The 26,478-nt window shown below is 67.4% G+C and carries 19 protein-coding genes; 7 read left to right on the plus strand and 12 right to left on the minus strand.

The features are described 5' to 3' along the window. The first annotated feature begins 206 nt into the window (after window positions 1–206). Together rpe and ACZ1JS_RS14335 are read left to right on the plus strand one after the other, a co-directional pair. Window positions 207–866, plus strand: coding sequence for a ribulose-phosphate 3-epimerase (gene rpe, locus ACZ1JS_RS14330; protein WP_465166645.1), 660 nt, complete (start codon window positions 207–209; stop codon window positions 864–866). Continuing rightward, window positions 863–2,599, plus strand: coding sequence for a heparinase II/III family protein (locus ACZ1JS_RS14335; protein ID WP_465166646.1), 1,737 nt, complete (start codon window positions 863–865; stop codon window positions 2,597–2,599). Before rpe ends, ACZ1JS_RS14335 begins: the two co-directional genes overlap by 4 nt. 4 nt (window positions 2,600–2,603) lie before the next feature. On the opposite strand, the gene ACZ1JS_RS14340 is transcribed toward ACZ1JS_RS14335, so the two are convergent. Beyond that, window positions 2,604–3,383, minus strand: coding sequence for an SDR family oxidoreductase (locus ACZ1JS_RS14340; RefSeq protein WP_465166647.1), 780 nt, complete (start codon window positions 3,381–3,383; stop codon window positions 2,604–2,606). 186 nt (window positions 3,384–3,569) lie between these two features. Here ACZ1JS_RS14340 and purH point away from each other — a divergent pair, with 186 nt between their 5' ends. The 3 genes from purH (at window position 3,570) to ACZ1JS_RS14355 (ending at window position 6,996) form a co-directional block, all read left to right on the plus strand. After that, a complete protein-coding gene (gene purH, locus ACZ1JS_RS14345) occupies window positions 3,570–5,156 on the plus strand; it encodes a bifunctional phosphoribosylaminoimidazolecarboxamide formyltransferase/IMP cyclohydrolase (RefSeq protein ID WP_465166648.1) in 1,587 nt (528 codons plus the stop codon). 177 nt (window positions 5,157–5,333) lie between these two features. Further along, the gene (locus tag ACZ1JS_RS14350; RefSeq protein ID WP_465166649.1) at window positions 5,334–5,936 is read left to right on the plus strand and encodes an HAD-IA family hydrolase; all 603 of its coding nucleotides are present in this window, start codon (window positions 5,334–5,336) and stop codon (window positions 5,934–5,936) included. Continuing rightward, complete coding sequence (locus ACZ1JS_RS14355) at window positions 5,914–6,996, plus strand: glycoside hydrolase family 43 protein (RefSeq protein ID WP_465166650.1); 1,083 nt, start codon at window positions 5,914–5,916, stop codon at window positions 6,994–6,996. The genes ACZ1JS_RS14350 and ACZ1JS_RS14355 overlap by 23 nt, the downstream gene beginning before the upstream one ends. 40 nt (window positions 6,997–7,036) lie before the next feature. Here ACZ1JS_RS14355 and ACZ1JS_RS14360 read toward each other — a convergent pair whose 3' ends face one another. From ACZ1JS_RS14360 to ACZ1JS_RS14370, 3 genes are all read right to left on the minus strand, one after another. Further along, entirely contained in the window at window positions 7,037–8,149 is a 1,113-nt protein-coding gene (locus tag ACZ1JS_RS14360; protein ID WP_465166651.1) for a serine hydrolase, read from the minus strand. A gap of 228 nt (window positions 8,150–8,377) precedes the next feature. Further along, window positions 8,378–9,967, minus strand: coding sequence for an L-aspartate oxidase (gene nadB, locus ACZ1JS_RS14365; RefSeq protein WP_345877320.1), 1,590 nt, complete (start codon window positions 9,965–9,967; stop codon window positions 8,378–8,380). 310 nt (window positions 9,968–10,277) lie between these two features. After that, window positions 10,278–11,177, minus strand: a complete 900-nt coding sequence (locus ACZ1JS_RS14370) for a LysR family transcriptional regulator (RefSeq protein ID WP_465168707.1) — start codon at window positions 11,175–11,177, stop codon at window positions 10,278–10,280. A gap of 94 nt (window positions 11,178–11,271) precedes the next feature. Here ACZ1JS_RS14370 and ACZ1JS_RS14375 point away from each other — a divergent pair, with 94 nt between their 5' ends. Both ACZ1JS_RS14375 and ACZ1JS_RS14380 read left to right on the plus strand, forming a co-directional pair. Continuing rightward, on the plus strand, window positions 11,272–12,453 hold the full coding sequence (locus ACZ1JS_RS14375; RefSeq protein WP_465166652.1) for an MFS transporter: 1,182 nt from the start codon (window positions 11,272–11,274) through the stop codon (window positions 12,451–12,453). Window positions 12,454–12,477: 24 nt separating this feature from the next. After that, complete coding sequence (locus ACZ1JS_RS14380; RefSeq protein WP_465168708.1) at window positions 12,478–13,494, plus strand: zinc-binding alcohol dehydrogenase family protein; 1,017 nt, start codon at window positions 12,478–12,480, stop codon at window positions 13,492–13,494. A gap of 18 nt (window positions 13,495–13,512) precedes the next feature. On the opposite strand, the gene ACZ1JS_RS14385 is transcribed toward ACZ1JS_RS14380, so the two are convergent. The 8 genes from ACZ1JS_RS14385 to ACZ1JS_RS14420 all read right to left on the minus strand — a co-directional run bounded on the left by ACZ1JS_RS14385 (window position 13,513) and on the right by ACZ1JS_RS14420 (window position 26,472). Continuing rightward, entirely contained in the window at window positions 13,513–14,637 is a 1,125-nt protein-coding gene (locus tag ACZ1JS_RS14385; protein WP_465166653.1) for an acyltransferase family protein, read from the minus strand. Next, entirely contained in the window at window positions 14,634–16,946 is a 2,313-nt protein-coding gene (locus ACZ1JS_RS14390) for an alpha-N-acetylglucosaminidase (RefSeq protein ID WP_465166654.1), read from the minus strand. The genes ACZ1JS_RS14385 and ACZ1JS_RS14390 overlap by 4 nt, the downstream gene beginning before the upstream one ends. Before the next feature lie 74 nt (window positions 16,947–17,020). Continuing rightward, complete coding sequence (locus ACZ1JS_RS14395; protein ID WP_465166655.1) at window positions 17,021–19,789, minus strand: TonB-dependent receptor; 2,769 nt, start codon at window positions 19,787–19,789, stop codon at window positions 17,021–17,023. Between the two features lie 566 nt (window positions 19,790–20,355). Continuing rightward, window positions 20,356–21,411: a PLP-dependent cysteine synthase family protein gene (locus tag ACZ1JS_RS14400; protein ID WP_465166656.1), complete on the minus strand. Its 1,056-nt coding sequence runs from the start codon at window positions 21,409–21,411 to the stop codon at window positions 20,356–20,358. Continuing rightward, entirely contained in the window at window positions 21,408–23,432 is a 2,025-nt protein-coding gene (locus ACZ1JS_RS14405; protein WP_465166657.1) for a M3 family metallopeptidase, read from the minus strand. The genes ACZ1JS_RS14400 and ACZ1JS_RS14405 overlap by 4 nt, the downstream gene beginning before the upstream one ends. 27 nt (window positions 23,433–23,459) lie before the next feature. Then, window positions 23,460–24,299, minus strand: coding sequence for a hypothetical protein (locus ACZ1JS_RS14410; protein ID WP_465166658.1), 840 nt, complete (start codon window positions 24,297–24,299; stop codon window positions 23,460–23,462). Beyond that, on the minus strand, window positions 24,296–24,619 hold the full coding sequence (locus tag ACZ1JS_RS14415; RefSeq protein WP_465166659.1) for a thioredoxin family protein: 324 nt from the start codon (window positions 24,617–24,619) through the stop codon (window positions 24,296–24,298). The genes ACZ1JS_RS14410 and ACZ1JS_RS14415 overlap by 4 nt, the downstream gene beginning before the upstream one ends. A 50-nt stretch (window positions 24,620–24,669) precedes the next feature. After that, on the minus strand, window positions 24,670–26,472 hold the full coding sequence (locus tag ACZ1JS_RS14420; protein ID WP_465166660.1) for an ABC transporter ATP-binding protein/permease: 1,803 nt from the start codon (window positions 26,470–26,472) through the stop codon (window positions 24,670–24,672). Between the last annotated feature and the right edge of the window lie 6 nt (window positions 26,473–26,478).

The following is a 26,478-nucleotide window of genomic DNA, read 5'->3' on the forward strand; positions in this document are numbered from 1 at the left end:
AGGGGTTGCGTGTCTCGCCGCGGTAGCGGCATTCGGCAGCGGGGTCTTCCGATCGCGGTCGGGTCGCCCGTGACGCAACCCCTTTGCGTCCTTCGCGCCTTCGCGCGAAACCAAATTCTTCCTCTTCCGCGCCCGCGCGAACCAATTCTTGCTTCTTCTCCTACCCTTCCCTTGCCGCATGATGAGACCATGCTAGGACGCATTCCATGCAACCGGTCCGCATCGCCCCCTCCATCCTGTCCGCCGATTTCGCCAAGCTGGGCGAAGAAGTCCGTGCCATCGATGCCGCCGGCGCCGACTGGATCCATATCGACGTCATGGACGGGCATTTCGTCCCCAATCTGACGATCGGCCCGGCGGTGGTGAAGGCGCTGCGCCCGCATAGCGCCAAGCCGTTCGACGTCCATCTGATGGTGTCGCCGGTCGATCCGCTGGTCGAGGCATTTGCAGAGGCCGGGGCCGATATCCTGTCGGTGCATCCGGAATCGGGGCCGCACCTCCATCGCACGCTGCAGCGGATCAAGACGCTGGGCAAGCGTGCGGGCGTGGTGCTCAACCCGGGAACGCCGGTCGAGGTGGTCGACCATGTCCTCGACCTGACCGACCTGTTGCTGGTGATGAGCGTCAATCCCGGCTTTGGCGGGCAGAAGTTCATCGACAGCCAGTTGCGCAAGATCGAACAGTTGCGCGCCCGCATCGACGCGACCGGGCGGCAGATCGATTTGCAGGTCGATGGCGGCATCGACCGCGCGACCGCGCCCAAGGCGATCGCGGCGGGGGCAGACTGTCTGGTCGCCGGCACCGCGACCTTTACCGGCGGCCCCACCGCCTATGCCGCGAACATCGCCGCATTGCGGGGCGCATGACCCCGCCCCAGCCGATCGACGAACCCCGCGACGGCATCGACGTCGGCAAGAGGCTGGTCCGGCAGGGCGGCGGCACCGGGCTGTCGCTGTCCGAACGGATTGCCGAGAAACTGCAACGCCTCGCCTGGCGCACGCCGCTGCACGGGTTGCGGCTGAAAGGGCGGCATCCGCTGAAGCTGATCGCGATCGCCGACGATCCGTTTCTGGGCGATCTGGCCCGGGGGCAGGCGCTGCTGGGCGGCGAACTGATGTTTCGTGGCGAAGCGGTGCCGATCGATCGGCTGGGCCTCGACCGGCCGAAATTCTCCGCCGCCTTTGCCGAGCATCTCCATAGCTTTGCGTGGCTGCGCGACCTGTCGAGCGTCGCGCCGCGCGTGACGGCGGTGCCGATCGCCGAGACGCTGATGCTGCAATGGCTGAACGCGCATGGCGACCGGGTGTCGGAACCGGCCTGGGGCCCGCATCTGACCGGGCGGCGGCTGCTGTTCTGGATCGCGCATGCGCCGCTGATCCTGTCGTCGACCGACCTCGTCTATCGGTCGCGCGTACTCAACACCATCGCCCGCGCCGCCCGGCATCTGGACGGCGAGGCGGGCAAGGCCCCGGCGGGGATCCGCGCGATCACCGCATGGGCGGGCGTGGTGGCGGCGGGCCTTGTCATTCCCGGCGGCGATCCCCGGCGCAGCTTCGGCGAGCATGGTCTTGCGCGTGCGCTGACCACCGGCGTGTTCGAGGATGGCGGCATCGTCAGCCGATCGCCGGCCGATCAGCTCGACGTGGTGATGACGCTGACGGCACTGCGCGAAATCTATGCCGCGCGGCGGCTCGACGTGCCCGAGGCGCAGCAACTGGCGCTGACCCGGATGGTCGCGGCGCTGCTGGGCGTGTGTCATGGCGAGGGTGGCCTCGCCTGCTGGCAGGGATCGGGGCCGGTCGATGGCGATCGCATCGCCGATGTCGTCGCCGCGACCGGCGTGCGCACCCGGCCGCTTCGCCATGCCGGCGACTGGGGCTATCAACGGCTGGCGGCGGGGCGGACCGTGCTGATCGTCGATTCCGCGCCGCCGCCGGTGGCGCGGGCGGCGCGCGAAGGCTGCGCGTCGACGCTGGCGTTCGAACTGTCCGATCAGGGGCAGCGGATCGTCGTCAATTGCGGCGGGGCGGGCGCGGCGCTGCTGACGTTGTCCCCCGAACTGCGCCGCGCGCTGCGCACCACCGCCGCGCATTCGACGCTGGTGCTCGACGATGCCAATTCGACCGCGATCCACGCCGACGGATCGCTGGGCAAGGGCGTCGGCGTGGTCGACATGGCGCGGCAGGAAAGCGACGCGATCAGCCGGATCGAGGTCGCGCATGACGGCTATGCCAAGCGTCTCGGCTTCCAGCATCGCCGCGTCCTGACCCTTTCCGCCGATGGACGCGACGTGCAGGGCGAGGATATGCTGATCCCGACCGGCCGGCGCGGGCGCAAGGGCGATACCGGCTTCGTCGCACGCTTTCATCTGGCGCCGGGAATCGAGATCGCGCCGACGCCCGATGGGCAGGCCGCGTTCCTGCGCGTGCCCGACGGGCCGGTGTGGCAATTCCGCTGCAAGGGCGCGACGCTGGGTGTCGAGGAAAGCCTGTGGATCGACGATGCGGGCATGCCGGTCGCGACGTTCCAGCTGGTGCTGTCGGGCGCGACCCCGCCGGGGGGGCATGACTTTTCGTGGCGGTTCCACCGGGCGCGGTAGGGGATCACCCCGGCGACGCCGCCGATCCGGCGAGCAATCCGCCGTCGATATTGACTTCGGTCCCGGTGATATAGGTCGCTTCGTCGGACGCGAGCATCGCCGCCACCGCGGCGACTTCCTCCGGAAGGCCGAAGCGTTTGAGCGGCGTGTCGGCGACCAGTGCTGCCATGCGTGCCTCCCGGTCTGCGCCGTCGCCCAGCATCGGTTCCCAGATCGGGGTGAGGATCGCCGCCGGGTGGACCGAGTTGCAGCGGATGCGCCAGCCGTTCTGCGCGCAATAGAGCGCGACGCTCTTGCTATGGTTGCGGATCGCGGCCTTCGACGATGCATAGGCCGCTGCGCCGGGGATACCGACCAGCCCCGACCGCGACGAGATGTTGATGATCGATCCGGTCCCTTCCGCCTTCATCGCGCCGATCGCATAGCGACACCCGAGAAAGGTCCCGTCGAGATTGACTTCATGGACCGCGCGCCAGTCGGCCAGCGACGCATGTTCGGGATCGTGCGCAACCATGCCGCCTTCGAACCCCGTCACCCCGGCGTTGTTGACGACGACATCGGCGATCGGCACTCCGGCGGCGAGGCGCGCCCAGTCATCCTCCTGGCGTACGTCGAGGGGCAGAAAGCGACAGCCGATCGCGGCGGCGGCGGCGCGGCCGGCGGCCTCGTCGATATCGGTCAGGATGACGGTGCCGCCCTCTTCGTGGAAGCGGGCTGCGATGGCATGGCCGATGCCGCGCGCCGCGCCGGTGACGACGCAGATCTTCGATTGCAGACGTTGCATGATGGATTCCGGATAAAGAGGGTCATCGGGCGGACCGTGCCGCCCCTTCGTGCCGCGTATCAGCGGAACTACTGGACCATTTTCCCTACCCCGGTTCCAATCCGCGGCGATGCTATCGTACCGGTCCAGAGGTCGCAAGCCGCGCCCCCTTGCCCATTCGCCCCATTCGCGCGAAAGGGCGCGCCCATGGATCATGTCACCCCGCAGCGCGCGCTCCTCTCGGTTTCCGACAAGAGCGGCATCGTCGACCTCGCCACCGCCCTTGCCCGCCATGGGGTCGAACTGGTGTCCACCGGCGGGACCGCCGCGACGCTGCGCGATGCCGGCCTCTCCGTCCGCGATATTTCCGACCTGACCGGCTTCCCTGAGATGATGGACGGACGGGTCAAGACGCTGCACCCGATCGTGCATGGCGGGTTGCTGGCGGTGCGCGACAATGCCGAACATGTCGCATCGATGCAGGAACATGGCATCGGCGCGATCGATATCGTCGTCGTCAACCTCTATCCGTTCGAGGCGACCGTGGCCAAGGGCGCCGATCGCGACACGATCATCGAGAATATCGATATCGGCGGCCCGTCGATGGTGCGATCGGCCGCGAAGAACCATGATGCGGTGGCGATCGTCACCGATCCGGCCGATTATGCCACGCTGATCGCGGAACTGGACGCGGATGGCGGCACCAGCCTCGCCACCCGTCGTCGCTTCGCCGCGAAAGCCTATGCCGCGACCGCCGCATATGATTCGGCGATCGCGCAGTGGTTCGCCTTTGCCGATCAGGGGCAGGCATTTCCCGACACCCTTCCCCTTGCCTTCACGCGCGGCGCAGAGCTGCGCTATGGTGAGAACCCGCATCAGTCGGCGTCGCTCTATATTCCGCGCGGCCCCGCCGCGCGTGGCATCGCGCAGGCCGAGCAGGTGCAGGGCAAGGCGCTGAGCTACAACAACTACAACGACGCCGATGCCGCGCTGGAGCTGGTCAGCGAATTCCGCGACGGGCCGCCGACCGTGGTGATCGTCAAGCACGCCAATCCGTGCGGCGTCGCGACCGGTGCGACGCTGATCGAGGCATATCAGGCCGCCCTGGCGTGCGACAGCGTGTCGGCGTTCGGCGGGATCATCGCCGTCAACCGCCCGCTGGACGGCGAAACCGCGCGTGCGATCAGCGGCATCTTCACCGAAGTCGTCGCGGCGCCGGCGGCCGATGACGAAGCCAAGGCGGTGTTCGCCGCCAAGAAGAATCTGCGCCTGCTGCTGACCGGCGACCTGCCCGATCCGGCGCGCGGCGGGCTGACCGTCAAGACCATCGCCGGCGGGCTGCTGGTCCAGTCGCGCGATGCCGGCAATCTGGCGCAGGTCGCGTTGAAGGTCGTGACGAAGCGTCAGCCGACCGAACAGGAACTGGTCGACTGCCGCTTCGCGTGGACGGTCGCCAAGCACGTCAAGTCGAACGCGATCGTCTATGCCAAGGACGGCAGCACCGCCGGCATCGGTGCGGGGCAGATGAACCGGCTGGAATCGGCGCGCATCGCCGCATGGAAGGCAAAGGATGCGGCGGACAAGGCCGGCTGGGCAACCCCACGCACCATCGGGTCGGCGGTCGCGTCGGACGCCTTCTTCCCCTTCGCCGACGGGCTGCTGGCGGCGGTCGAGGCGGGGGCGACGGCGGTGATCCAGCCGGGCGGATCGATCCGCGACGAAGAGGTCATCGCGGCGGCGGACGAAGCGGGCCTTGCGATGGTGTTCACGGGGATGCGCCACTTCCGGCATTGATCGGGGCGGTACACTTCCCCGTCGATACCGTACCCCCGCGCCGGCGGGGGTCCAGAGCGGCAAACGCAAGCGCTTGTTTTGCTTGGCTCCAGGCCCCCGCCTGCGCGGGGGCACCTCCGGGGATGGGGCAACCAAGGTTCGTTTGCCTCCCCCGCCGTCACCCGGTACGACGCCGCGATGCCGTTGTTCCGTGACACCCATTACGCCGCGTTCCTGTTCGACATGGACGGAACGTTGCTCGATTCGTCCGAAGCCGTCGAACGCGTGTGGCGGCGGTGGTGCGACCGCCATGCCATCGATGCGGAGGCGCTGATCGCGGTCTGTCACGGGGTGCGCGGCGAGGACACCGTGCGCCGCTTCGCCACACCGGGCATGGATGTCGATGCCGAAGCGGCATGGCTGAACGCCGCCGAGCTGGAAGATGTCGAGGGCGTCGTTGCGATCGCGGGCATTCATGACCTGATCGCCAGCCTTACGCCCGACCAATGGGCGATCGTCACCTCCGCGCCGCGCAATCTCGCCGGAGTGCGGTTGCGCGCGGTCGGATTGCCGGCGCCCGATGTGTTCGTCACTGCCGAGGACGTCACACAGGGCAAACCCGACCCGCAGGGCTTCCGCCTCGCCGCCGACCGGCTGGGCGTCGCGATCGCCGACTGTCTGGTGTTCGAGGATTCGCCGGCCGGCGTCGCGGCGGGCAAGGCAGCGGGTGCCGCGGTCGCGATCGTCGGGCCGCGCGTTGCGGCGACGGAGGGGACCTATGCCATTGCCGACTATCGCTGACCTGACCATCCACCGCCGGACGCTGCTGGCCGGGCTCGGCGCGTCACTGGCCCTGCCGCGCGCGGCACTGGCGGCCAATCCGCCGATCGCCGGCTGGTATGCCGATCCCGAGATCCGCATCTTCGGTGATCGCTACTGGATCTATCCGACCTACAGCGCCGACAAGGGCACGCCCGCGCCGCAGAGCCGCTTCACGCCATGGCAGGCGACCGAACGCCGCGCGCCGCATATCTGGCACCCGTTCCTCCGCCAGACCTTTCTCGACGCCTTTTCCTCCCCCGATCTGGTCCGATGGACGCGGCACCCGCGCGTGCTCGACGTCGAACGGGTCGGCTGGGCGGCCTATTCGATGTGGGCGCCCTCGGCCATCGAACATCGCGGGCGCTATTATCTGTTCTTCGGCGCGAACGACATCAAGAACGATGCCCAGACCGGCGGGATCGGCGTCGCAGTGGCGGATCGGCCGGAGGGGCCGTTTCGCGATGCCATCGGCAAACCGCTGATCGGCAGGATCGTGAACGGCGCGCAGCCGATCGACCAGATGGCGTTCCGCGACGATGACGGACAGGTCTTTCTCTATTATGGCGGGTGGAAGCACTGCAATGTCGTGCGGCTGTCCGATACGCTGACCGGCATCGTGCCGTTCGCCGACGGGACGACGTTCAAGTCGATCACCCCCTCGCCCGATTATGTCGAGGGGCCGTTCATGGCGAAGCGGAACGGCGTCTATTACCTGATGTGGTCGGAAGGCGACTGGACCGGGCCGGATTACCGTGTCGCCTATGCGACGGGGCCGAGTGCGACCGGGCCGTTCAGCCCGCGCGGCGTGGTGTTGCAGCAGGATGCGCGGGTGGCGCGTGGGGCGGGGCACCATTCGCTGTTGCAGATCCCGGGCACCGACGACTGGTACATCGTCTATCACCGCCGTCCCTTGAGCGAGAGCGACGGCAACCATCGCGAGATCGCGATCGACCGACTCTATTTCCGGGCCGATGGCAGCATCGCGCCGGTGGTGATTACCGACAAGGGTGTCGGGCCGCGGGTGCTGGCAAGACGGTGAACCGTACCCCCGCACAGGCGGGGGGCCAGGGGTAGCGTCCCTATCCGTGCATCGCGACGATCGCCGACACCACCGTCTGGATCAACTGCTGCCGCTCGGGCACCGGCCGGGCGGTGTCGCCGATCATCACCGCCACGGCATAGGATTTGCCGTCGGGCGCGGTGAGGATGCCGACATCGTTGAAGCCGGCCGTCCGCCCGCCCAGATCCTGTCCGGTCCCGGTCTTGTGCGCGACGCTCCATCCCGCGGGCAGCGCCGCGCGAAGGCGGGCACGGCCGGTGCGGGTATGGCTCATCGTGTCGAGCAGCCAGCTGGTCGATTGCGGCGTCAGCAACATGCCATGGCGTAGCCGCGCCAGCGCGTCGGCGATCGCGCCCGCCCCGGCACCATCGGGCGGATCGGCGACATAGGCCTGATAGGCGGCGCGGCGGACATTGGGATCGAGCCGCGCGCGCGCCTGGGCAAAGGCATTGCCCTGCGAATATTCCTGTTTCCACGGCAGCCCGGCGGTCTTTGCCTGCAACAGCCGTTCGCCCGGACCGAAGCGGATATTGCCGAGGCCCCGGCTGGCGATGAAGTCGCGTACCGCCACCGGCCCGCCCGCCAGGTTCAGCAGCTTGTCGTTGGCGGTATTGTCGCTGAGCGTCAGCGCGCGGCGCAGCAGGTCGCCGACCGTCGTCCTGAACACGCCGTCCTTCATCAGATAGGCGATCGGCTGATGAAACAGCGTCAGGTCGCTGCGGGTGATCGTGACCGGCGTGGTCAGCGACAGCTTGCCCTCGTCGATCGCGTTCATCGTGGTCAGCGCGACCCACAGCTTGCTGACCGATTGCTGCGGCATGCGCTGGTCCATCGCATGGCCGACGACCCAGCCCTCGTCGATGCTGCGCACCGCGATGCCGACCTTGCCCTGGAACCCGCCGCCCAGCGCGTTGATCGCCGCGACCAGCGCCGCCGGAGCAGGCCGCGTCGCCGCGGGCAACGGCACGGGCACCGCCGCCTTGGGCACCGCCGCCTGCGCGGCGGGCGGCAAGGTACGCGTCGTCAGCCCGACGCCGCCCAGCGCGATCAGTCCCAACACCAGCGCCGCATTCAGCGGCCGGACCTTCTTCAGCATCTGCACGATCATCTCACCCCGTCCAGCGGCGACCATGCTGCGATGGAGGTTAATAGTACAAGGCATCTATCGGCAGTTGCGACGAATCCCCCCGCAGCGGCGACGAATGGCGGAAACCGATCAGGTTAACCTGATCCGGCCAAGCCGGATCAGGGCGGCACCGGTCCACTCCCCCACCCGACCACCCAGTCAGGATATGCTATGGGTGGTCGGGTGGGGGAGTGGACCGGTGCCGCTTCCACGCAAGTGGATCGAGCGCCAGCGTCAAGGGACGAGGATCGTGTCGACCGCCTCCGCCGCCGTTTCCGGGTAATCGAGCGTATAGTGCAGGCCCCGGCTCTCCTTGCGATGCAGTGCCGAGCGCACGATCAGATCGGCCGATTGCAACAGGTTGCGCAGTTCGATCAGGTCGGGCGTGACGCGGAAATGGCCGTAATAGTCGGCGACTTCCTCGGTCAGCATCGCGATACGGTGCCGGGCGCGCTCGAGCCGCTTGGTCGAGCGGACGATGCCGACATAATTCCACATGAAGCGGCGGATCTCGGTCCAGTTCTGCTTGATGACCACCTCTTCGTCCGAATCGGTCACGCGGCTTTCGTCCCATGGCCGGATCGCGGGCGGCGGCGGAAGCGTGTCCCAGCGCGCGGCGATGTCGCGTGCCGCCGCCTCGCCGAACACGAAACATTCGAGCAGCGAGTTGGACGCGAGGCGATTGGCGCCGTGCAGCCCCGATTGCGATACCTCGCCGACCGCATACAGGCCGGGCAGGTCGGTGCGCCCGTCGCGATCGATCACCACGCCGCCACATGTGTAATGCTGCGCGGGCACGACCGGGATCGGCTGGGTCGTCATGTCGATGCCGAGGCCGAGCAGTTTCTCGTAGATATTGGGGAAATGGCCGCGCACGAATTCGGGCGGCATATGGCTGATGTCGAGATGGACATAGTCGAGGCCGAAGCGCTTGATCTCGGCATCGATCGCGCGTGCGACGATGTCGCGCGGCGCCAGTTCGGCGCGCGCATCGTAATAGGGCATGAAATTCTTGCCCGTGGTCGGGTTGATCAGCTTGCCCCCCTCGCCGCGCACCGCTTCGGTGATCAGGAAGTTCTTGACCTCCAGATTGTAGAGGCAGGTCGGGTGGAACTGCATGAATTCCATGTTCGACACGCGGCACCCGGCGCGCCACGCCATCGCGATCCCGTCGCCGGTCGCGCCGCGCGGGGCGGTGCTGAACAAATAGGTCCGCCCCGCCCCGCCGGTGGCGAGGATGGTCGCGCGTGCGGTGTACAGTTCGACGCGGTCGGTGGCGCGGTTGAACGCATAGACGCCCCAGACATTGCCCGCGCCCGAATAACGCTGCTCGTGCCGGCTGGTGGCAAGGTCGACCGCGACCATGTCGGGCAGCAGCGTCACGTTGGGATGCGCCCGCGCCGCGCGGATCAGCGCTTCCTGCACCGCCCAGCCGGTCGCGTCGTCGACATGGACGATGCGGCGGTGCGAATGGCCGCCCTCCCGCGTCAGGTGCAGCGCCTCGCCATCCATGTTGAACGGCACGCCCAGCGCCGCGAGCCGTTCGATCGCCGCCGGGGCGCCCTCGACCACGAACTCGACAGTGGCACGGTCGTTGAGACCCGCACCGGCGACCATCGTGTCGTCGACATGGTTGTCGAACGTATCGCCCGGCTCCAGCACCGCCGCGATCCCGCCCTGCGCCCAGGCCGTCGACCCTTCGTTCAGCGCACCCTTGGCCAGCACGGTGACGCGGAACCGCTCGGCAAGGTGCAGCGCGGCCGTCAGGCCGGCGGCGCCCGACCCGATGATGAGGATGTCGGTCTGGGCAGGGTCGTGGGACAAGAGGTGCTCCGATCGGTAGGACGCGCGACTATGCGGGTTTGCAGGGGCGTGACAAGCGAAGGCTGCGCAAGCCACGCGCCGACGGCAGGTTCGACCGGCCATGGCCATGGGTCGCTAAGGTGCGATGGGGCGCGCACGGCAGCTTGCCCGAGGCGCCTGTCGTGCCGGGATGGTCCGGTCGGATGCGCCGTTGCGCGCAACGAGCAAGGTTTCGCCGTATCGGTGGGGTCGGGGAAGGATCGGAACGGGTGGATCGGCTTTTCCGCTCGCCGGTCCGACATTGGCGCTGCGCATCGTCCAACGGACCGCCTTACGCCCGGTCGCCGAGCCGTTCGGCGAGGAAGTCGACCAGCACGCGCACCCGCGCCGGGGTGGTCGAGCCGCCGACGAAGAGCAAGTGGAGCGGCTCGCGGTCCTGCGGGTTGAACGCTTCGAGCAGCGGGACCAGCCGGCCATCGGCCAGTTCGTCCACCACCGCGAACCGCCCGATCCGGGCGATCCCGACACCGCCGACCGCGAGCTGGGCCAGCGATTCACCGCTATTGGCCTCGATCGAGCCGGTCACGTCCAGCGCCATGTCGACGCCGTCGCGACGGAACGGCCAGCCCGGTTCGGCACGGCGGAAGTTGAAGCTGAGGCAATTGTGCCGGAACAGGTCTTCGGGCTGCTCCGGGGTGCCGTGGCGCGCAAGATAGGCGGGCGAGGCGACCACCACCCGACCGGTCACGCCGATGCGGCGCGCGGTCAGCGGACTGTCGGCGAGCTGGCCGAAGCGGATCGCGACATCGGCCTGTCCGGCGAGCACGTCCATGACCCGGTCGCTGAGGTTGAGGTCGACGAGGATGTCTGGATAGCGCGCGGTGAATTCCGCCAGCAGCGGCACGACATAGAGACGGCCATGGGCGAGCGAGGCGGTGAGGCGCACCCGCCCGCGTGGCGACGCCTGGTCGGCGATGGCCTCCTCCACCTCGGTCAGGTCGGCGAGGATGCGGCGCGCAGCGCGCAGATAGGCCTGACCTTCGGCGGTCAGGGACAGCGTCCGGGTCGTGCGGATCAGCAGCCGCACGCCGAGCCGCGCCTCGATCCGCGCGATGACCCGGCTGACCGCCGAGGGCGTCAGCTTGAGCGCGCGCGCGGCGGCGGACAGGCTGCCCTGCTCCATGACGGCGGCGAACACCGCCATTTCCCCCGATCGCCCGCTGACGTCCATTCGTGCCTCCGCCGCAAAGCTGCTTGCCAGAATCACAGGCTACACAGGTTGGATGCCGATCGCCATTCCATCCCGAGCAACGATGGAGGTCGATATGCGCTTCAACCCCGCTCTTCTCGCACTGGCGGCCGGTGCCTTCGGCATCGGCGTGACGGAGTTCGCGCCGATGGGCATGCTGCCGTCGATCGCGACCGATCTAGGCGTCTCCATTCCGGTCGCGGGGCTGCTGGTCAGCGCCTATGCGATGGGGGTGGTGGTCGGCGCGCCGCTGATGACGCTGACCACCGGCCGCATGAACCGGCGGACGCTGCTGATCGCGCTGATGGGCATCTTCACGCTCGGCAACCTGCTGTCGGCGCTGGCCGATGGCTATTGGATGTTGATGGCGGCGCGGATCGTGACGTCGTTCAACCACGGTGCCTTCTTCGGCGTGGGATCGGTGGTCGCGGCGGGCCTCGTCGCGCCGGACAAGCGTGCAGGCGCGGTGGCGGCGATGTTCACCGGGCTGACGGTCGCCACGATCGGCGGCGTGCCGCTGGCGACCTGGGCGAGCGAGGCGCTGGGCTGGCGCACCGCCTTTGCCGGGATTGCGGGGGTCGGCGTCGTGGCGATGCTGTCGCTGCGGTTCGCGCTGCCGTCGCTGCCCGCTGCCGAGGGGGGCGACATGCGCGCCGAGCTGGGCGTGCTGGCGCGAAGGCCGGTGCTGCTGGCGCTGGCGCTGACGGTCGTGGGCGCGAGCGCGATGTTCACCGTCTTCACCTATATCGTGCCGATCCTGCGCGATGAGACGCAGGCCTCGACCGGGTTCGTGACCGCGATGCTGGTGCTGTACGGCATCGGCCTGACGATCGGGAACATGGTCGGCGGCAGGCTGGCCGACCGTTCGGTCGAGCGGACGCTGGTCGGCAGCTTCCTCGTCCTTGCCGCCGTACTGGTCGCGTTCGCGGGGATGATGCACTGGCCGGTGGCGGTCGCCATCGCCATCCTGGTCTGGGGCATTGCCAGCTTCGCGATCGTGCCGCCGTTGCAGATGCGAGTGATGGAAGCGGCCGCCGAGGCACCGAACCTCGCATCCGCCATGAACATCGGTGCGTTCAACCTTGGCAACGCCATCGGCGCGGCGCTGGGCGGCGGCGTGATCGGGGCGGGATGGGGCTATCCGGCGGTGTCGCTGGCGGGTGCCGCGATGGCGGCGGCGGCGCTGGTGATGCTGTTCGCCGTTCGCGACCGTCCGGCCCGTCGCAGCGGGGGATCTTCCCCGATCGTCCAACACTGAACCATAGCCTTTCGGAGAATGACCATGCGCGCCATCGGATATCGTGACACCGGACCCATCGACCGTCCCGACGCCCTCGTCGAACTCGACCGCCCCGATCCCGTCCCGACCGGCCGCGAACTGCTGGTCGAGGTGAAGGCGGTGTCGGTCAATCCGGTCGATGTGAAGGTGCGCGGCGGCCATGTCCTGCAACAGGAGGGCGAGCGCGTGATCGGCTGGGATGCCAGCGGTATCGTCCGCGGCATCGGGCCGGACGTGTCGCTGTTTCGTGTCGGCGACGCGGTGGCCTATGCCGGGGAGATCGGGCGGTCGGGCGCGAATGCGGAACTGCATATCGTCGACGAGCGGTTGGTCGGCGCCAAGCCCGCCAATCTCGACTGGGCCGAAGCCGCCGCGCTGCCCCTCACCGGCGTGACCGCTTGGGAGATGCTGTTCGACCGGCTCGACGTGAATCGTCCCGTCGTCGGCGCCGCGCCCGCGATCCTGATCATCGGCGGCGCGGGCGGGGTCGGGTCGATCGCGATCCAGCTGGCACGGCAGCTGACCGACCTGACGGTGATCGCGACCGCCTCCCGCCCCGAAACGCGGGCCTGGGCGGAGGCGATGGGCGCGCACCATGTCCTCGACCATGCGCAACCCCTGCCACCGCAGGTCGCGGCACTCGGGATCGGCGCGCCGGCCTTCGTCTTCTCGACCACCCATTCCGACCGGCATCGCCTCGACATTGCGGAGCTGATCGCGGCGGAGGGGCGGTTCGGGCTGATCGACGACCCCGAGACGTTCGACATCGTGCCGTTCAAGGCGAAGTCGGTATCGATCCATTGGGAATTGATGTTCACCCGGTCGCTCCCGCCGGCACCCGATATGGGGCGACAGGGCCAGATTCTGAACGAGATCGCCCGGCTGGTCGACGCTGGCCGTATCCGCTCGACCCTGACCGAACGGCTGTCGCCGATCGACGTGGCCACGCTGGCCGAAGCGCATCGCAAGGTCGAGAGCGGCGCCATGCGCGGCAAGATCGTGCTGGAGGGATGGACCTGATCCCGTCGCGGCCGGTGCCTAGACTTTCAGCAGCCAGCCGCGGCGGTCGAGCCACCAGCCAAACGCCCAGCAGACCAGCGCGTAGCAGAGGGCGCAGGCCAGCGACCCGACGGGACCCGGGATAACGGTCTGGAAGACGGCGATGCCGATCCAGTCGTACAGCCCGCCATAGGGCGGCACCGGTACGAGTTGCAGTGTCACGACCAGCAGTTCGGAGAAGATGTAGATCGCGAGCGGATTGCGCCCGAGGATGGTCAGGAACCGGCGCCCGGCCGCAACCTTGCGCAGCTCGATCGCCCACACGAAGCCCGCCAGGAACAGCATGTCGATGCCGATCGTCAGCAACGCGAACGGCCCGGTCCACAGCCGCTTGCCGATCGGAAACCATGGCGACCAGAGAAGGGCGAGGATGATCGATCCCGCGCCGGCGACTGCGATCCCCGCGACCGACCGGGCATGGTTGCCGGCCCGTTGCACGCGGCGGCCGACCAGAAAGCCGGCGAGGACGTTGACCGTCGCCGGCAGCGTGCCGAGCAGCCCTTCGGGATCGAACCCACCCATCTTGCGATAAAGATGATCGCGCCCGAACAGGGTCAGGTCGATCGTCGTGCCGATATTGCCGAGCGGGGCATAGGCCTGTCCCGCCGGACTGAACCCCAGCAGGATCAGCCAATAGCCGATGAGCAACGCAGCACAGATCATCAGTATGGCGCGCGGCGAGCAATAGCGGGCGATCGGCGCGGCCAGCAGATAGCATAGCGCGATCCGTTGCAGCACGCCGGGGATCCGCGCATCGCCGAGCGACTTTGCCACGAAGCCGCCATCGGGTCCGGGTGCCACGAACGGATACCAGAACATCAGAAAGCCGAGCAGGAAGATCAGTCCCGCTCGCTTCGCCACCCGCGCAAGGAAGGTAGGGGCGGCAAGGTCGGGCCGCAGCGCGAAGCTCATCGCATTGCCGACCGCGAACAGGAAGGTCGGGAAGATCAGGTCGGCCAGGGTAAAGCCGAACCATGGTGCATGGCTAAGTTGCGCGAAGGGCGCGGCGCCCGGCCCGGCGGTGTTGACGACGATCATCAGGAAGATCGTCGCGCCGCGGAACATGTCGAGCGAAACGAAGCGCGCGCGGCCGGGTGCGCTCATTCGGCGTCTGCCAGTGCCAATACCGTGCGCGCCTGTGCGATGACATCGCGCGGGCGGGTGCGGCGATAGGCCTTGTCGTCCTGCACCCAATCGCGTTCCCATGCCTTCATCGCGGTGCGGAAGGCGGCATCGTCGAACGGCTTGCCGGTGACGGCGGCGGCGCGGCGGTCCTGCAGAAAGCGTTGCCAGCGCGGCAGGTAGAAATCGGCGACCATGCCCTGCCACGCCTTCGACGCATAATCGGCAAGATTGCCGTCACCACCCCAGATCGTCACCTGCGCCTTGGCATTGGCGACGAAATCGCGTGCGTCGGCGGGGGTGCGGGCATAGGCACGGGCCATGTCGATCCAGCTCGACAGCGTCTCCTGCTGGTTGCCGAGCAGCAGGTCGATGGCCCGCGCCAGCGGCGCGATCCCCGCTGCGGCCCGGTCGCCGCCAGCCACGTCGCCCGCAGCATAGGCGGTCACCGCCCGCTTCACCCGCGCGTCGAGCCGGAGCAGCGCATAATGGCGGGTGAAGTCGACCAGATCGAAGCGATAGAGCGCCTCCCCGCGCAGTTGCGGTGCCTGACCCAGCAATCGGTCGATCCCGGCGCGCAGCGCCACCGGGTCGCCCGGCGATGCCGGCCACCCAGTCGCCGCCTCGGTCGGACGCTTGAAGAACAGATAGGCGCCGGCCTTGCTCTCCCACCAGCGCGGCGTCCAGTAACGGCTGCTATAGGCACCCTTCGCGATATCGGCCCAGGCGGCATCGATCGCCGGGGTCGCCGAACCATAGCGTGCCGCTGCATAGTCGTGCAGCCAGTTCGCGGTCGACGCGCCGCCCCGATTCCACGCCAGATCATAGCTGTTGGCATAGACGATCGAGTTATTGTGCAATCCTTTGGGGAACATGCCGAACCCGGTCAGCCGCCCCTTGCCCGCGTCGGCGGCGAGTGCCGCCAGATCGCGGCGATAGAAGTCGAGATCGCCATAAACCGGGTTCGACCCGCCATAATTATGGACATAGCCATAGACCCAGTTCTTGCCGTCGAACGCCTTGGTATCGTGCCAGATGCCGGGATAGCGATCATTGCCGATATCGAGCACCAGCATCCGCTGGTCCGGCACCTTCGACAGGAAGGCGGCGATGGCATCGGGCGTCCAGAAATGCTTGTCCGCGCCGAACAGCCAGCCCTGCATGACCCATGTCGCGCCCGGCGCGGCATCGGCGATCGAACGATATAGCCGTTCGCCATAGGCGGCGAGCCGGGCGGCGCGGACTTCGGGCGGCAGGGCAGCGGCGCGGGCGGCGGCGGTGTTGGCGATGCTGTCGCCATACACCGCGCTGGCGGCGTCGCTGCCGTCCTCGGCGATCGGCGGGACCATTTCGTTGAAGGCGTCGGCCAGGTAATATCGCCCCGCGCCATATTCGCGGGTGTAGAGGTCGATGAACCGCTTCGCCAGCACCGCGAACAGCGGATCGGACGGGTCGAGCCAATAGGTGGCGTTGAACCCTTCCCATGCCCGCATCCTGTAGATCCGCGCCTTGGGATGGGCGTCGGCGAAGGCTTTGGGCACATAGCCGGCAAAGGCGGGCAGCACCGGCGTCATGCCGAGCGCGCGCATCCGCGACAGGATACGGCGTTGCAGCGCGTGCTTGTCGTCGATCCAGTTGGCCGACAACGGGCTGCGATACCCCTCGATATTGCCCATGCGCTGCCACGGGAGAAAGGCGGGACCGGACATCGACGCGGCGATCGCGGCATCGGACAGGCCGTTCTCCCGCCACAGCGCGCGCCAGATATATTCCTGCCCCTCCATCGCCAGCGGCATGTCGACGCCCTGCGCCGCCATCCAGTCGATCTCGCGTTCCCAGCGCGCCCAATCCCAGAAGGGCGTGGTGTAGCCATAGGTGCAGGTGTTCAGATACACGCGGTGCGCGAAGGGCGAGGTCACCGGTCCGGTCGTGCCCTGTGGCAGCCGCGCGGGCAGCGCGATCCGGTCGCCTTCCCAACTGAGCGACGCCGCGCCCGCCGCGTTCCAATAGCTATAGGCGCCCCGCACCAGCGCCACCGGCGAGGTCGCGTCGATGCGGGTGCGGCGACCATCGGCGGTGATGCTATAGGCCGGATCGGTACCGGGGGTCAGCGTCAGCGCGAGCCGTTCGGGCGCGAGCCGCAACCGGGCGAGCGCCGCCCGTGCCGCCGCGACGCCACTCGGTTCGGCCTTCAGCGGGGGGGCCGTCGGGGCGGGGCGGGCGGACAGGGGAGTGGCGATCCCGGCCAGCACCATCGCCCCGGCCCAGAACAGCGTCCTCGAAATCGTCATCGCACACCCCCGCCGGAACGCGATAGCGACGGGATGGGGGTAGGTCCGGCACCCCCCATCCCGCCATCACCGGATCAGAAGCGCGCGGTCGCCGACAGATAGTAATTCCGGCCGGTGACGCTGCTCATCTGCCAGCGATCGGTGAAGTCCTTATACGCCTCCTCGCTGGCGTCGTTGAGGTTGATGACCCCCGCCGCGAAGTTCAGATGCTCGTTCACCGCATAGCCGAGCGCCAGATCGACCTGGGTGCGGCCCCGCACCGTATGGCCTTCGCGCGCGAAGAAGCTGTCGGAGAAATCCTGTTCGTACGAGCTGCGGCGATTGACCGATGCCCGGATCGAGAAGGTGTCGTCCTCCCAATAACCGGTGAAGTTCCATGTCTGCCGCGACAGGTTGCGGACGCGGTAGCCCTGGCCGTTCGCGACCTTTTCCGGGATCACGCGGGTATAGTTGCCGGTAAAGCCGAAGCCGTCGACCGGCAGCAGATTGTCGAGCGACTGGGTCCACGCCGCCTCGAACCCCTTGATCGTCACCGTCGAGCTGTCGTTCAGCGTTTCGGTGATGTCGTAATATTCGCCGTTCGAAGCCCGGCATTCGCCGTCGCCGTCGATCGCGAGCGACGCCCCTTCGAACGTCGAGGGACAGATCAGCCGCGAGAAGGTGCCGTTGCGGATATCCTTCCAGAAACCGTTCAGGCTGAGCGCGTTGCCCTGTCCGTAATAATATTCGACGCCGAGGTCGTACTGCTTGGCGGTCAGCGGCGACAGGTTCGCCTGACCCAGGTCGATATTGTTGAACACCCGGTTCTGGCTGTCGCGGGTGGTCGAGCGGACCTGCGCCAGCGAGGTGTTCGAATTGAGCAGCGGGCGCACCAGCACCTTGGCTGCCGCCGCGCGCACCAGCACCCCGTCGGTCACGTCGAGGATCAGCGCCGCGCTCGGCAGGAAATTGCCATAGTCCTTACGCGTGACATAGGTGCCCGCGACCGCATCGACCTCGGCCCCCGGCACGTCGCGGGTCAGATAACCCGCGATCTTCTGCTTGGTCCGTTCGTAGCGAGCGCCGATATTGCCGCGCACCCCCATGCCGAACAGCGTCGTGTCGATGTTGGTCATCGCATAGACCGCCGGGATGAAGCGATCGACCTGATAGCTCGATTCCGGCGCGAACAGGTCGGGCACGGTGACGTTCTGGTCCTTCAACGCCTGTTCGTTGGCGGCGAGCGACGGCGCGACCCAGCTGTTCGGGATCGACATCCGCCCGTTCAGGAAGTCGGTGACGAGGTAATTGGCGCTGGCGATCGTCGGAAAGGCGGTGAACGGTACCGCGCCCGATGCGTCGCGATCATGGCGCGAGACATGCCGGTCGAAGCTTTCGTGCCGATACTTCGCACCGATCGTCACCGACTTGAGGAAGCCACCGTCGAGATCGCGGGTCAGGTCGAATTGCGTCGCGCGTTCCGCTGCGTCGGCCAGACGGGTGGCACCGTTCGGATAGGTCGCGCGCAACAGGCGATTGGTCGCATATTGGTTCGTATCGGTCAGCGGCGTGGTGACGCTGAACTTCACATCGTCGGGGTCCGAATAGTCGAGCGACAGTCCGTTCATATAGACCGAATAGATCGCAGCATCCTCACGCTGCAGCGAGTCGCCCTTGGTATAGTGACCGACCAGTTGCGCGTGCCAGCCCTCGCTGTTCCACTTGGCGGTCGCAGTATAGGCGGCGCTCGACAGGTTGCGCTTTTCGGCCTGCCGGTTGTTGTCGGTATAGACATTGTCGGCGGTGATCGCCGAATTGGTCAGGCCCTGCGTCTTGGTGACGGTCTGCCGGGTGCGGTCGAACCCGAATACCTGCTGGTTGACGTCATAAGTCGTGTGGTCGCGGGCATAGATGGCGCTGGCAGCCAGTTCGAGCGTCTCCGTCGGCTGATATTGCAGCCCGGCGTTGAGCAACAGGCGATTGGTCTCGCGATCGATCCGGCGATAGCGCAGGCGGCGCGGTGTATAGACGGTGCCGGCGCTGGTCTCGGTGGTGAACCAGCGGTCCATCCACAGATAATCGGCGCGATCCTTCAGCTTCTGGTAGCTGGCGTTCAGGAACACGCCGAGCCTGTTGTCGAGATATTTGTTCACATAGGTCGCGCTGACCTTCGGCGTGATGCCGCCATCGGCATTCTCCGCCTTCTGCCCCTTTACCGACAGGATGATATGGTCGCCGCGATATTCGAGCGGCTTGAGCGTATCGATATTGACCGTGCCCGACAGGCCGCCCGCATCCATATTGGCGGTCGGCGACTTGATGACCTGAATGCTCGACGCGAGATCGGTCTGGACGACGTCATAGCGGAAGCCGTCGGTGAAGTCGGCGCTCTGGAACGTCTGCCCGTTGATCGTGGTGTTGGCATATTGCGGCCCCAGACCACGGATGCTGATCGTCGCGCCACGTCCGTTGACGTTCGACATCTGCACGCCGGAGATGCGCTGCACCGCCTCGGTGATATTCTCCGACGGGAACTTGCCGATATCCTCCGACGAAATGCCGTCGGTCACGCGCACATCGGCGCGCTTCGCCTCCAGCGCGGTTGCGATCGAGCGGCGATATCCGGTGACGGTGATCTCACCATCGCCCGCATCCTCCTGTCCGGTCACGACTTCCTGCGCGGTCTGCGGCGCGGGCAGGCTCGGCTTGGGCGTCTGCGCCTGCGCCAGCGGGTCGGCGGGCGGCTGTGCCGTGGTCGACTCCTGCGCCAAAGCGGGGCTGGTCAGCATCGCTGCGCTGCCCGCGATCAGCAGGGCGCGCCACGAAATGCGCGAGGCGGCGGGGGAAAACTGGTGGACGCGCATAATCATCTACCTCGTCAAAGGCATGGAAAGGATCGGCGGATACGCGGGATCGGGCGAGGCCCGTTGACTAGGTTCCGACACGGTATTCCGTATGCGGATGACGACTTGTCAGACGAATGCAATTGGTCGTCAAGATGGTCTTACCAAAAAAAATACCAATCTAGACCAACTTGTCCTGCGACGTTCGCAGTATCCGCCGCTTAATCAGGCAGTCGATTGCAATATCGGCATTGCGCAACGACCTGCCGAGACATTTTCGTTATTGAATCAGCCCCTTGCCTTCGAACGCGGAGATGCGGGCCTTGCCTGAAAATTGGTCAGGCTGCTCGTATTCGCGGCACTGCCCGGTTCAGAAAATTTCGGACGGCGGACCTGAACCGGGTCGGGGGGTCTGCGCGGCTGTCGGGAAAGGCGCGCGAACGGAGTCGGCGTCGGCGATCCGCGGTTCGTCGCACATTCGCCGAGGAGCTTGGTCCGATCGCGATAGCCGGGGGTTCAGGCCGGACCCGGTCCCTGTGGCAACGGCAGCAGCCCGGTTCGCGGCCGACCGGCGCGAACCGGATGCTTCACAGCATCGCCGCACAGGCCTGCCTCGCCGCGCGCCAATCGACCGCGCGCTCGTTCAGCCAGTCGTCGTCATAATAGGTACAGCCGTACCGCTCGCCCCCGTCGCACAGCAGGGTAACGATGCTTCCCGCCTGGCCGGCCGCCACCATTTCGTCCGCCAGCGCGAAACAGGCGACGAGGTTGGTGCCGGTCGAACCACCGACCCGCCGTCCCAGCCGTTCCGACAGCGCGCGCATCGCGCCGATCGACGCCGCGTCCTCGACCGCGAACATCCGGTCGATGACGGTCGGCACGAAGCTGGGTTCGACGCGCGGCCGACCAATGCCCTCGATGCGGCTGGCGCACCCTTCGGGCAGGGTCGTTACCGTCGGATCGGCATAGTGACGGTGGAAGACCGAATGGGCGGGATCGGCGACGCAGAGCCGGGTCGCATGCCGCTGGTACCGCAGATAGCGGCCGATGGTCGCCGACGTGCCGCCGGTTCCCGCGCCGCACACGACCCAGGTCGGGATCGGATGTTCCTCGCGCGCCATCTGCGCAAAGATCGACTCGGCGATATTGTTGTTGCCGCGCCAGTCGGTCGCGCGTTCCGCATTGGTGAACTGGTCGAGGTAGTGGCCACCCGTTTCCGTCGCCAGCCGCTGCGCGACGGCATATACCGTCCGCGGATCGTCGACCGGATGGATTTCCCCGCCATAGAAGCGGATCGCATCGATCTTGGGCGCGGCGGTCGCCGCCGGCACGACCGCGATGAAACGCAGCCCCAGCATGCGCGCGAAATACGCCTCGCTGACCGCCGTCGAGCCCGACGACGCCTCGATGACGCAGGTATCCGGCCCGATCCAGCCGTTGCACAGCGCATAGAGGAACAGCGAGCGCGCCAGCCGGTGTTTCAGGCTGCCGGTCGGATGGCTGCTTTCGTCCTTCAGGTACAGCGTCACGCCGCCATGGCGCGGCAGTGCGATCGGCACGAGGTGCGTATCGGCGGAGCGGTTGTAATCCGCCTCGATCAGGCGCACCGCCTCGGCACGCCACGTCCGGACGTCGTTCGTCATACCAGCCCGTGGCGCGCCAGCAGCGGCGCCAGATCGGCGTCGCGGCCGCGAAAGGCACGGAAGCTTTCCGCCGCCGGGCGGGTAGCACCGCGTGCCAGCACCTCGGCACGGAACGCGTCGCCCGTCGCCCGGTCGACGATGCCGGCCTCCACGAACTTCGCGAACCCGTCGGCGGCCAGTACCTCCGCCCACAGATAGCTGTAATAGCCCGAGGCGTAGTTCATCGCGAAGATATGCAGGAAGCCGTGGGGGAAACGGTGCCATGCCGGCGGCCGGACGACCGCCACTTCGTCCCGAACCGCCTCGATCACCGACATCGGATCGTCGCCCAGCGTTCCCAGATGCAACAACAGGTCGAACATCGCGAACTCGATCTGTCGCACCAGGAACATGCCCGCCTGGAAATGGCGCGCGGCGACCATCCGGTCGAACAGGTCGCCGGGCAGCGGGGCGCCGGTGGCATGGTGCCCCGACATGCCGGTCAGCACGCCGCGATCCCAGGCGAAGTCCTCCATCAACTGGCTGGGCAACTCGATCGCGTCCCATTCGACGCCCGAGGTGCCGGCGATGCCGGGTCGGTCGACCTCGGTGAACAGATGATGCAGGCAATGCCCGGTTTCGTGCAGCAGCGTGACGACCTCGCGATGCGACAGCAGGGCCGGCGCATCGGCGGTCTCGGGCGAGAAATTGCACGTCAGATAGGCGACCGGGACCTGCCGCACATTGCCGTCGTTCAGCCGGGAACGGGCATCCGCCATCCATGCCCCGCCCCGCTTGCCCGGCCGGGCATGCAGGTCGAGATAGAGGCCGGCAAAGACCCGACCATCGGCGTCGACGGCGTCGAAATAGGTGCAATCGGGGTGCGGCACGTCGACATCGCCGCGTTCGATCAGGCGGATGCCATAGAGGCGCCCGACAAGGTCATGCCACCCCGCGAGGACGCGCTGCACCGGGAAATAGGTGCGCACTTCCGCTTCGTCGACGGCGTGCCGGCGCGCGCGCAGCCGGTCCGACGCGAAACCCACGTCCCAGGGCTGCAGATCGTCCAGCCCCAGTTCGGTCGCGGCGAAGTCGCGCAGCGTCGCCATCTCCGCCTCGGCGAACGGGCGCGCACGGGCGGCGAGATCGCGCAGGAACGTCAGCACTTCGCCGGCATTCGGTGCCATCTTGGTCGCGAGCGACCATTCGACCGGATCGGTGAACCCCAGCAGCTTCGCCCCCTCGCGCCGGAGCGCGACGATGCGGCCGATCCGTTCGCTATTGTCGAACTGTCCCGCATGCGGCCCCTGATCGGATGCGCGGGTGCCGAAGGCGGTGTAGACGCGTTCGCGCAGATCGCGATCTTCGGCGAAGGTCAGGATCGCCGCGACGCTCGGCATCTGCAGCGTCACCAGCCAGCCATCGAGGCCGCGCGCACGGGCCGCGGCAGCGAACATCGCCTTGTCGCCGTTCGACACGCCGGCAAGCAGCGCTTCGTCGGTCACATGCTCGCTCCACGCCTGCGTCGCGTCGAGGACCGCGCTCGCGAACGCGTTGGACAGTGCCGACAGTTCGACCGAGATTTCGGCAAAGCGCGCCCGTCCCGCGGGCGAGAGCGCCACGCCGGACAGCGTGGCGTTGCGGATCGCCTGTTCCACCGCCACCCGGTCCGCCTGCGGCAGGGTGGCGAAGTCGGCGCTGGCGGCGAGATTGCCGAACAGGTCGTGCAGGTCGCGATTCTGCTGCACGCGCATGTTCGCCTCGACCAGTTTCGCCTGCCCTTCGGCATGGGCCGCGCGCAATTCGGGCGTGTCTGCCACCGCCTGAAGATGCGACACGGCCGACCACAAGGCGCCGATCGCGACTTCGCCGCGTTCCAGCGGCATCCACGCATCGTCGAAACTGGTCGGGCTGGTCGCCAGCAGATGGTCGACGGTCGCGTCGCGATCGGCGATCACCGCGTCGATCGCGGGTCCGATCGCATCGGGGGTGATGGCGGCAAAGGGCGGCAATGCGGTCGCGTCCGCAAGAATGTGAGGCATGATGGTTCCTGCAAAGGTTCGTCGAAATCAGGCAGCCACGAGATGCGTCAGCACCATGTCCGGCACCGCATGCGCGCGATCGTGGAAGCGGGCGGTCGATCGGGCGAGTTGCGCCTCGAACGCGGCGGAGAGGATGGGCGCGCGGGCTCGGAACATCGCCGGGATGTCCACCGGTTCGTCCGCGTCGCGCTGCGGCTGGGTCTCACGATAAATTTCGTCGAGCATGGCGTGCGATCGGGCGCGTACCTCTTCGCTGAATTCCGGATCGGGGAAGCGATTGACGTCCCTGACCCAGACGGCGAGCAACGTCGGCAGAACCGAACTGCTGGTCGTCAGCGGCCAGCATGCGGTGGCGCACGCCGCCAGTGCCGCCCGGGCGTCGCTCGCGGGCGGCACTGCCTCCACCGCCTGTTCCAGCCGTGCGCGCAGGTCCGCCCAGTCGCGGCGCGCGGGCGGCGCGGACGATGTTTCGGCATGATGGAATTGCCGCAGCTCCGCACGATAGGGTGCCGCCAGCCGGTCCGCACCCATCGCGCCGAGCAGATGGTCGACGATCCGTCCGGGAACCAAGGACAGGTCCGCCCCGACCGCGACCCGATCGACCCACGCCAGCGCTACGTCGCTGGCGCGGTCGGGGCTGGCATAGGCCGTCAACGGGTCGAGCAGCCCGGCCAGCGCGAGGGGATAGCCGAATTGCGCGGCATAGTCGGCGCTGTCGCCGCCCCGGGTCGACACGCCGAGCGGCGTACCACCCCGCCCGTCCCATGCCGTCGCGCCGAACCGCAGCGTGCCGTCGGCCACATGCGACTGCAACCGCGCAAGCAAGCCGGACTTGACCGTCGCATCACCCCCGAACGCGATGGTCATAAATGACTCTCGAGCCACATGGTAAGCTGTGCCCGGGAACGGAAACCGACGATCCGGTCGACCTCGGTCCCGTCGCGATAAAGCGCCAGCGTCGGCAACGAGCGGACGCCGAACCCTTCGCCCAGCGCGGTGTCGGCAACGATGTCTGCCTTGCAGATGCGGACCTCGCCCGCGAAATCATTGGCCAGGTCGTCGAGAATGGGGGCCAGTGCCGCGCAGGGCGCGCAGCTCGGCGACCACAGGTCGAACAGGGTCGTTCCCTGCTGTGCGGTAACGTCGGCGAAATCCATGCCGGTGACGTCGGAAACCTTGCGATTCATTGCTGTCCTGATCCTTTGCGGCATATGGGCGCTCCGTGCGTGCGGGGCCGTCAGCCGCGTTCGATGGAATGGTCGATGGCGGCGGCATGCGCCCGGCCATCGGCGAAGGTGAGCGCGTGCGTGTGGTACGCCAGCAGCGTTTCGTCATGGATGACGCTGACGATCGTCGCCCGCCGCAATTCGCCGGTCACGCAGTCATAGAAATGCCGGGTATTGTCGGCGTCGAGCGCGCTGGTCGCTTCGTCGAGAACCAGCACGTCCGGGCGATGGAGCAGGATGCGCGCCAGGGCGATGCGCTGCTGCTCGCCCGGCGAGAGTTCCTCCTGCCAGAGCCGCACGCCATGGATCTGGTCGGCGAGATCGCCCAGCCGCACGCTGTGGAGAAGGGCGTCGATCAGGCCGTCGTCATGGTCCTCCGGCCGGTCCGGGAAGCAGACTGCCGCCTTGAGCGTACCCAGCGGCAGATAGAGCCGTTGCGGCACGAACATCGCGCGACTATCGTTCGCCAGCGCGACGCCGCCATGACCATCGGGCCACAAACCCGCCAGCGCGCGGACCAGCGTCGACTTGCCGGTGCCGGACGCGCCGCGGACCGCCCAGCGCTCGCCACCCCGGACCTTCCAGTCGCCGACGTTGACCAGCGTCCCGCCATGCGGACGATGGATCGCCAGATTATCGGTCGCGAGGGCGATACCCGGTGCGGTCCCGGCCCCCACGGAAATGCCGGCCGGCCGCGCATCGTCGAGGGCATCATCCAACCCCTTGATACGATTGAAGTAGCTGATCTGCTGACCGATCAGCTGATAGCTTTTGACGAAATAGCCGAGTTGCAATCCGAGCTGGTTGAACGCCTGTTGTCCCGCCATCAACTGCCCGAACGACATGCCGCCCGCGAAATAGGTCGGCACCATGATGAACAGCGGCACGACCGCCCCCATCCGGTCGTAGATGCTGCCCGCGGCGGTCAGGCCGAGCGAGCTGTAGATGACCGAGCGGAAGTTCAGCCGTACCGCGTCGAACGACTGTTCCATCGCCTGCCGTTCGGTCGTGACCGCGCCGGCAAGGCCGATCTGCGCGGCGTTGCGGCGGACATGGATCAGCCCGGCCCGGAAATCGGCTTCGCGATGCTGCTGGCGCATCATTGCGCGGACGAAGGGCTGGCCGATCTTTGTCGTCAGATACGACCCGATCAGGGCATAGCCGACCGCATACCACACCGTGCTGCCGGGGATGGAGAATGCCGTGCCGCCCAGCGAGAATTCGATCGGCGGCGCCGTTTCGAGCAGGATCATCGCGAAGGTGACGGCCGATACGATCGATGCGATCAGCCGCAGCACGATATGCAGCGCGCCGATGTTCATGCCGACCGCAGCGGTAATGTTGTTGAGGTCGTCGGCGATACGCTGGTCGGGGTTGTCGATGATCCGCAGCCGCTCGATCTCGGCATAGCGATTGCGCCGCATCCAGCGGTCCATATAGTCGCGGGTCAGGTAGGTCCGCCACCGGATCGACAACAAACCGTCGATCAGGCTCTCGGCGAGGATCATCGCGACCTGCAGCGCCATGATCGCCAGGAACACGATCAACAGCGGGATCATCGCCCCCTGGTCACGCTGTTCGATCGCGTCGAAGAATTGCCGCTGCCACTGGTTGGTGCGCAGCAGGATGAAAGCGGTACCGAACTGGAAGAACAGCAGGGTTATCAACGCGAACCATGCGAACTTCCAGTCCGGCGATCGCCAATAGGCGCTGACCAGCCGCCACGCGTCGCGCCACCGGGCAGTGGCGGCCTGGGGTGGGGCGAGGCCCGTCTCGCGACGGACCTCCCCGCTCTGGGTGGGTTGCGGCATCATCGGCGC

Source organism: Sphingomonas sp. BL-S-05, from assembly GCF_055521695.1.

What these genes read in the sequence shown, in the direction of transcription:
- ACZ1JS_RS14340 (WP_465166647.1), bottom strand. Translation starts at nt 3,383, where the DNA reads ATGCAACGTCTGCAATCGAAGATCTGCGTCGTCACCGGCGCGGCGCGC.
- ACZ1JS_RS14390 (WP_465166654.1), bottom strand. Translation starts at nt 16,946, where the DNA reads ATGACGATTTCGAGGACGCTGTTCTGGGCCGGGGCGATGGTGCTGGCC.
- ACZ1JS_RS14415 (WP_465166659.1), bottom strand. Translation starts at nt 24,619, where the DNA reads ATGAATCGCAAGGTTTCCGACGTCACCGGCATGGATTTCGCCGACGTT.
- ACZ1JS_RS14380 (WP_465168708.1), top strand. Translation starts at nt 12,478, where the DNA reads ATGCGCGCCATCGGATATCGTGACACCGGACCCATCGACCGTCCCGAC.
- ACZ1JS_RS14360 (WP_465166651.1), bottom strand. Translation starts at nt 8,149, where the DNA reads ATGGTCGCCGCTGGACGGGGTGAGATGATCGTGCAGATGCTGAAGAAG.
- ACZ1JS_RS14375 (WP_465166652.1), top strand. Translation starts at nt 11,272, where the DNA reads ATGCGCTTCAACCCCGCTCTTCTCGCACTGGCGGCCGGTGCCTTCGGC.
- purH (WP_465166648.1), top strand. Translation starts at nt 3,570, where the DNA reads ATGGATCATGTCACCCCGCAGCGCGCGCTCCTCTCGGTTTCCGACAAG.
- ACZ1JS_RS14355 (WP_465166650.1), top strand. Translation starts at nt 5,914, where the DNA reads ATGCCATTGCCGACTATCGCTGACCTGACCATCCACCGCCGGACGCTG.
- ACZ1JS_RS14410 (WP_465166658.1), bottom strand. Translation starts at nt 24,299, where the DNA reads ATGACCATCGCGTTCGGGGGTGATGCGACGGTCAAGTCCGGCTTGCTT.
- ACZ1JS_RS14335 (WP_465166646.1), top strand. Translation starts at nt 863, where the DNA reads ATGACCCCGCCCCAGCCGATCGACGAACCCCGCGACGGCATCGACGTC.
- ACZ1JS_RS14370 (WP_465168707.1), bottom strand. Translation starts at nt 11,177, where the DNA reads ATGGACGTCAGCGGGCGATCGGGGGAAATGGCGGTGTTCGCCGCCGTC.
- rpe (WP_465166645.1), top strand. Translation starts at nt 207, where the DNA reads ATGCAACCGGTCCGCATCGCCCCCTCCATCCTGTCCGCCGATTTCGCC.
- ACZ1JS_RS14405 (WP_465166657.1), bottom strand. Translation starts at nt 23,432, where the DNA reads ATGCCTCACATTCTTGCGGACGCGACCGCATTGCCGCCCTTTGCCGCC.
- ACZ1JS_RS14385 (WP_465166653.1), bottom strand. Translation starts at nt 14,637, where the DNA reads ATGAGCGCACCCGGCCGCGCGCGCTTCGTTTCGCTCGACATGTTCCGC.
- ACZ1JS_RS14400 (WP_465166656.1), bottom strand. Translation starts at nt 21,411, where the DNA reads ATGACGAACGACGTCCGGACGTGGCGTGCCGAGGCGGTGCGCCTGATC.
- ACZ1JS_RS14350 (WP_465166649.1), top strand. Translation starts at nt 5,334, where the DNA reads ATGCCGTTGTTCCGTGACACCCATTACGCCGCGTTCCTGTTCGACATG.
- ACZ1JS_RS14395 (WP_465166655.1), bottom strand. Translation starts at nt 19,789, where the DNA reads ATGCGCGTCCACCAGTTTTCCCCCGCCGCCTCGCGCATTTCGTGGCGC.
- ACZ1JS_RS14420 (WP_465166660.1), bottom strand. Translation starts at nt 26,472, where the DNA reads ATGATGCCGCAACCCACCCAGAGCGGGGAGGTCCGTCGCGAGACGGGC.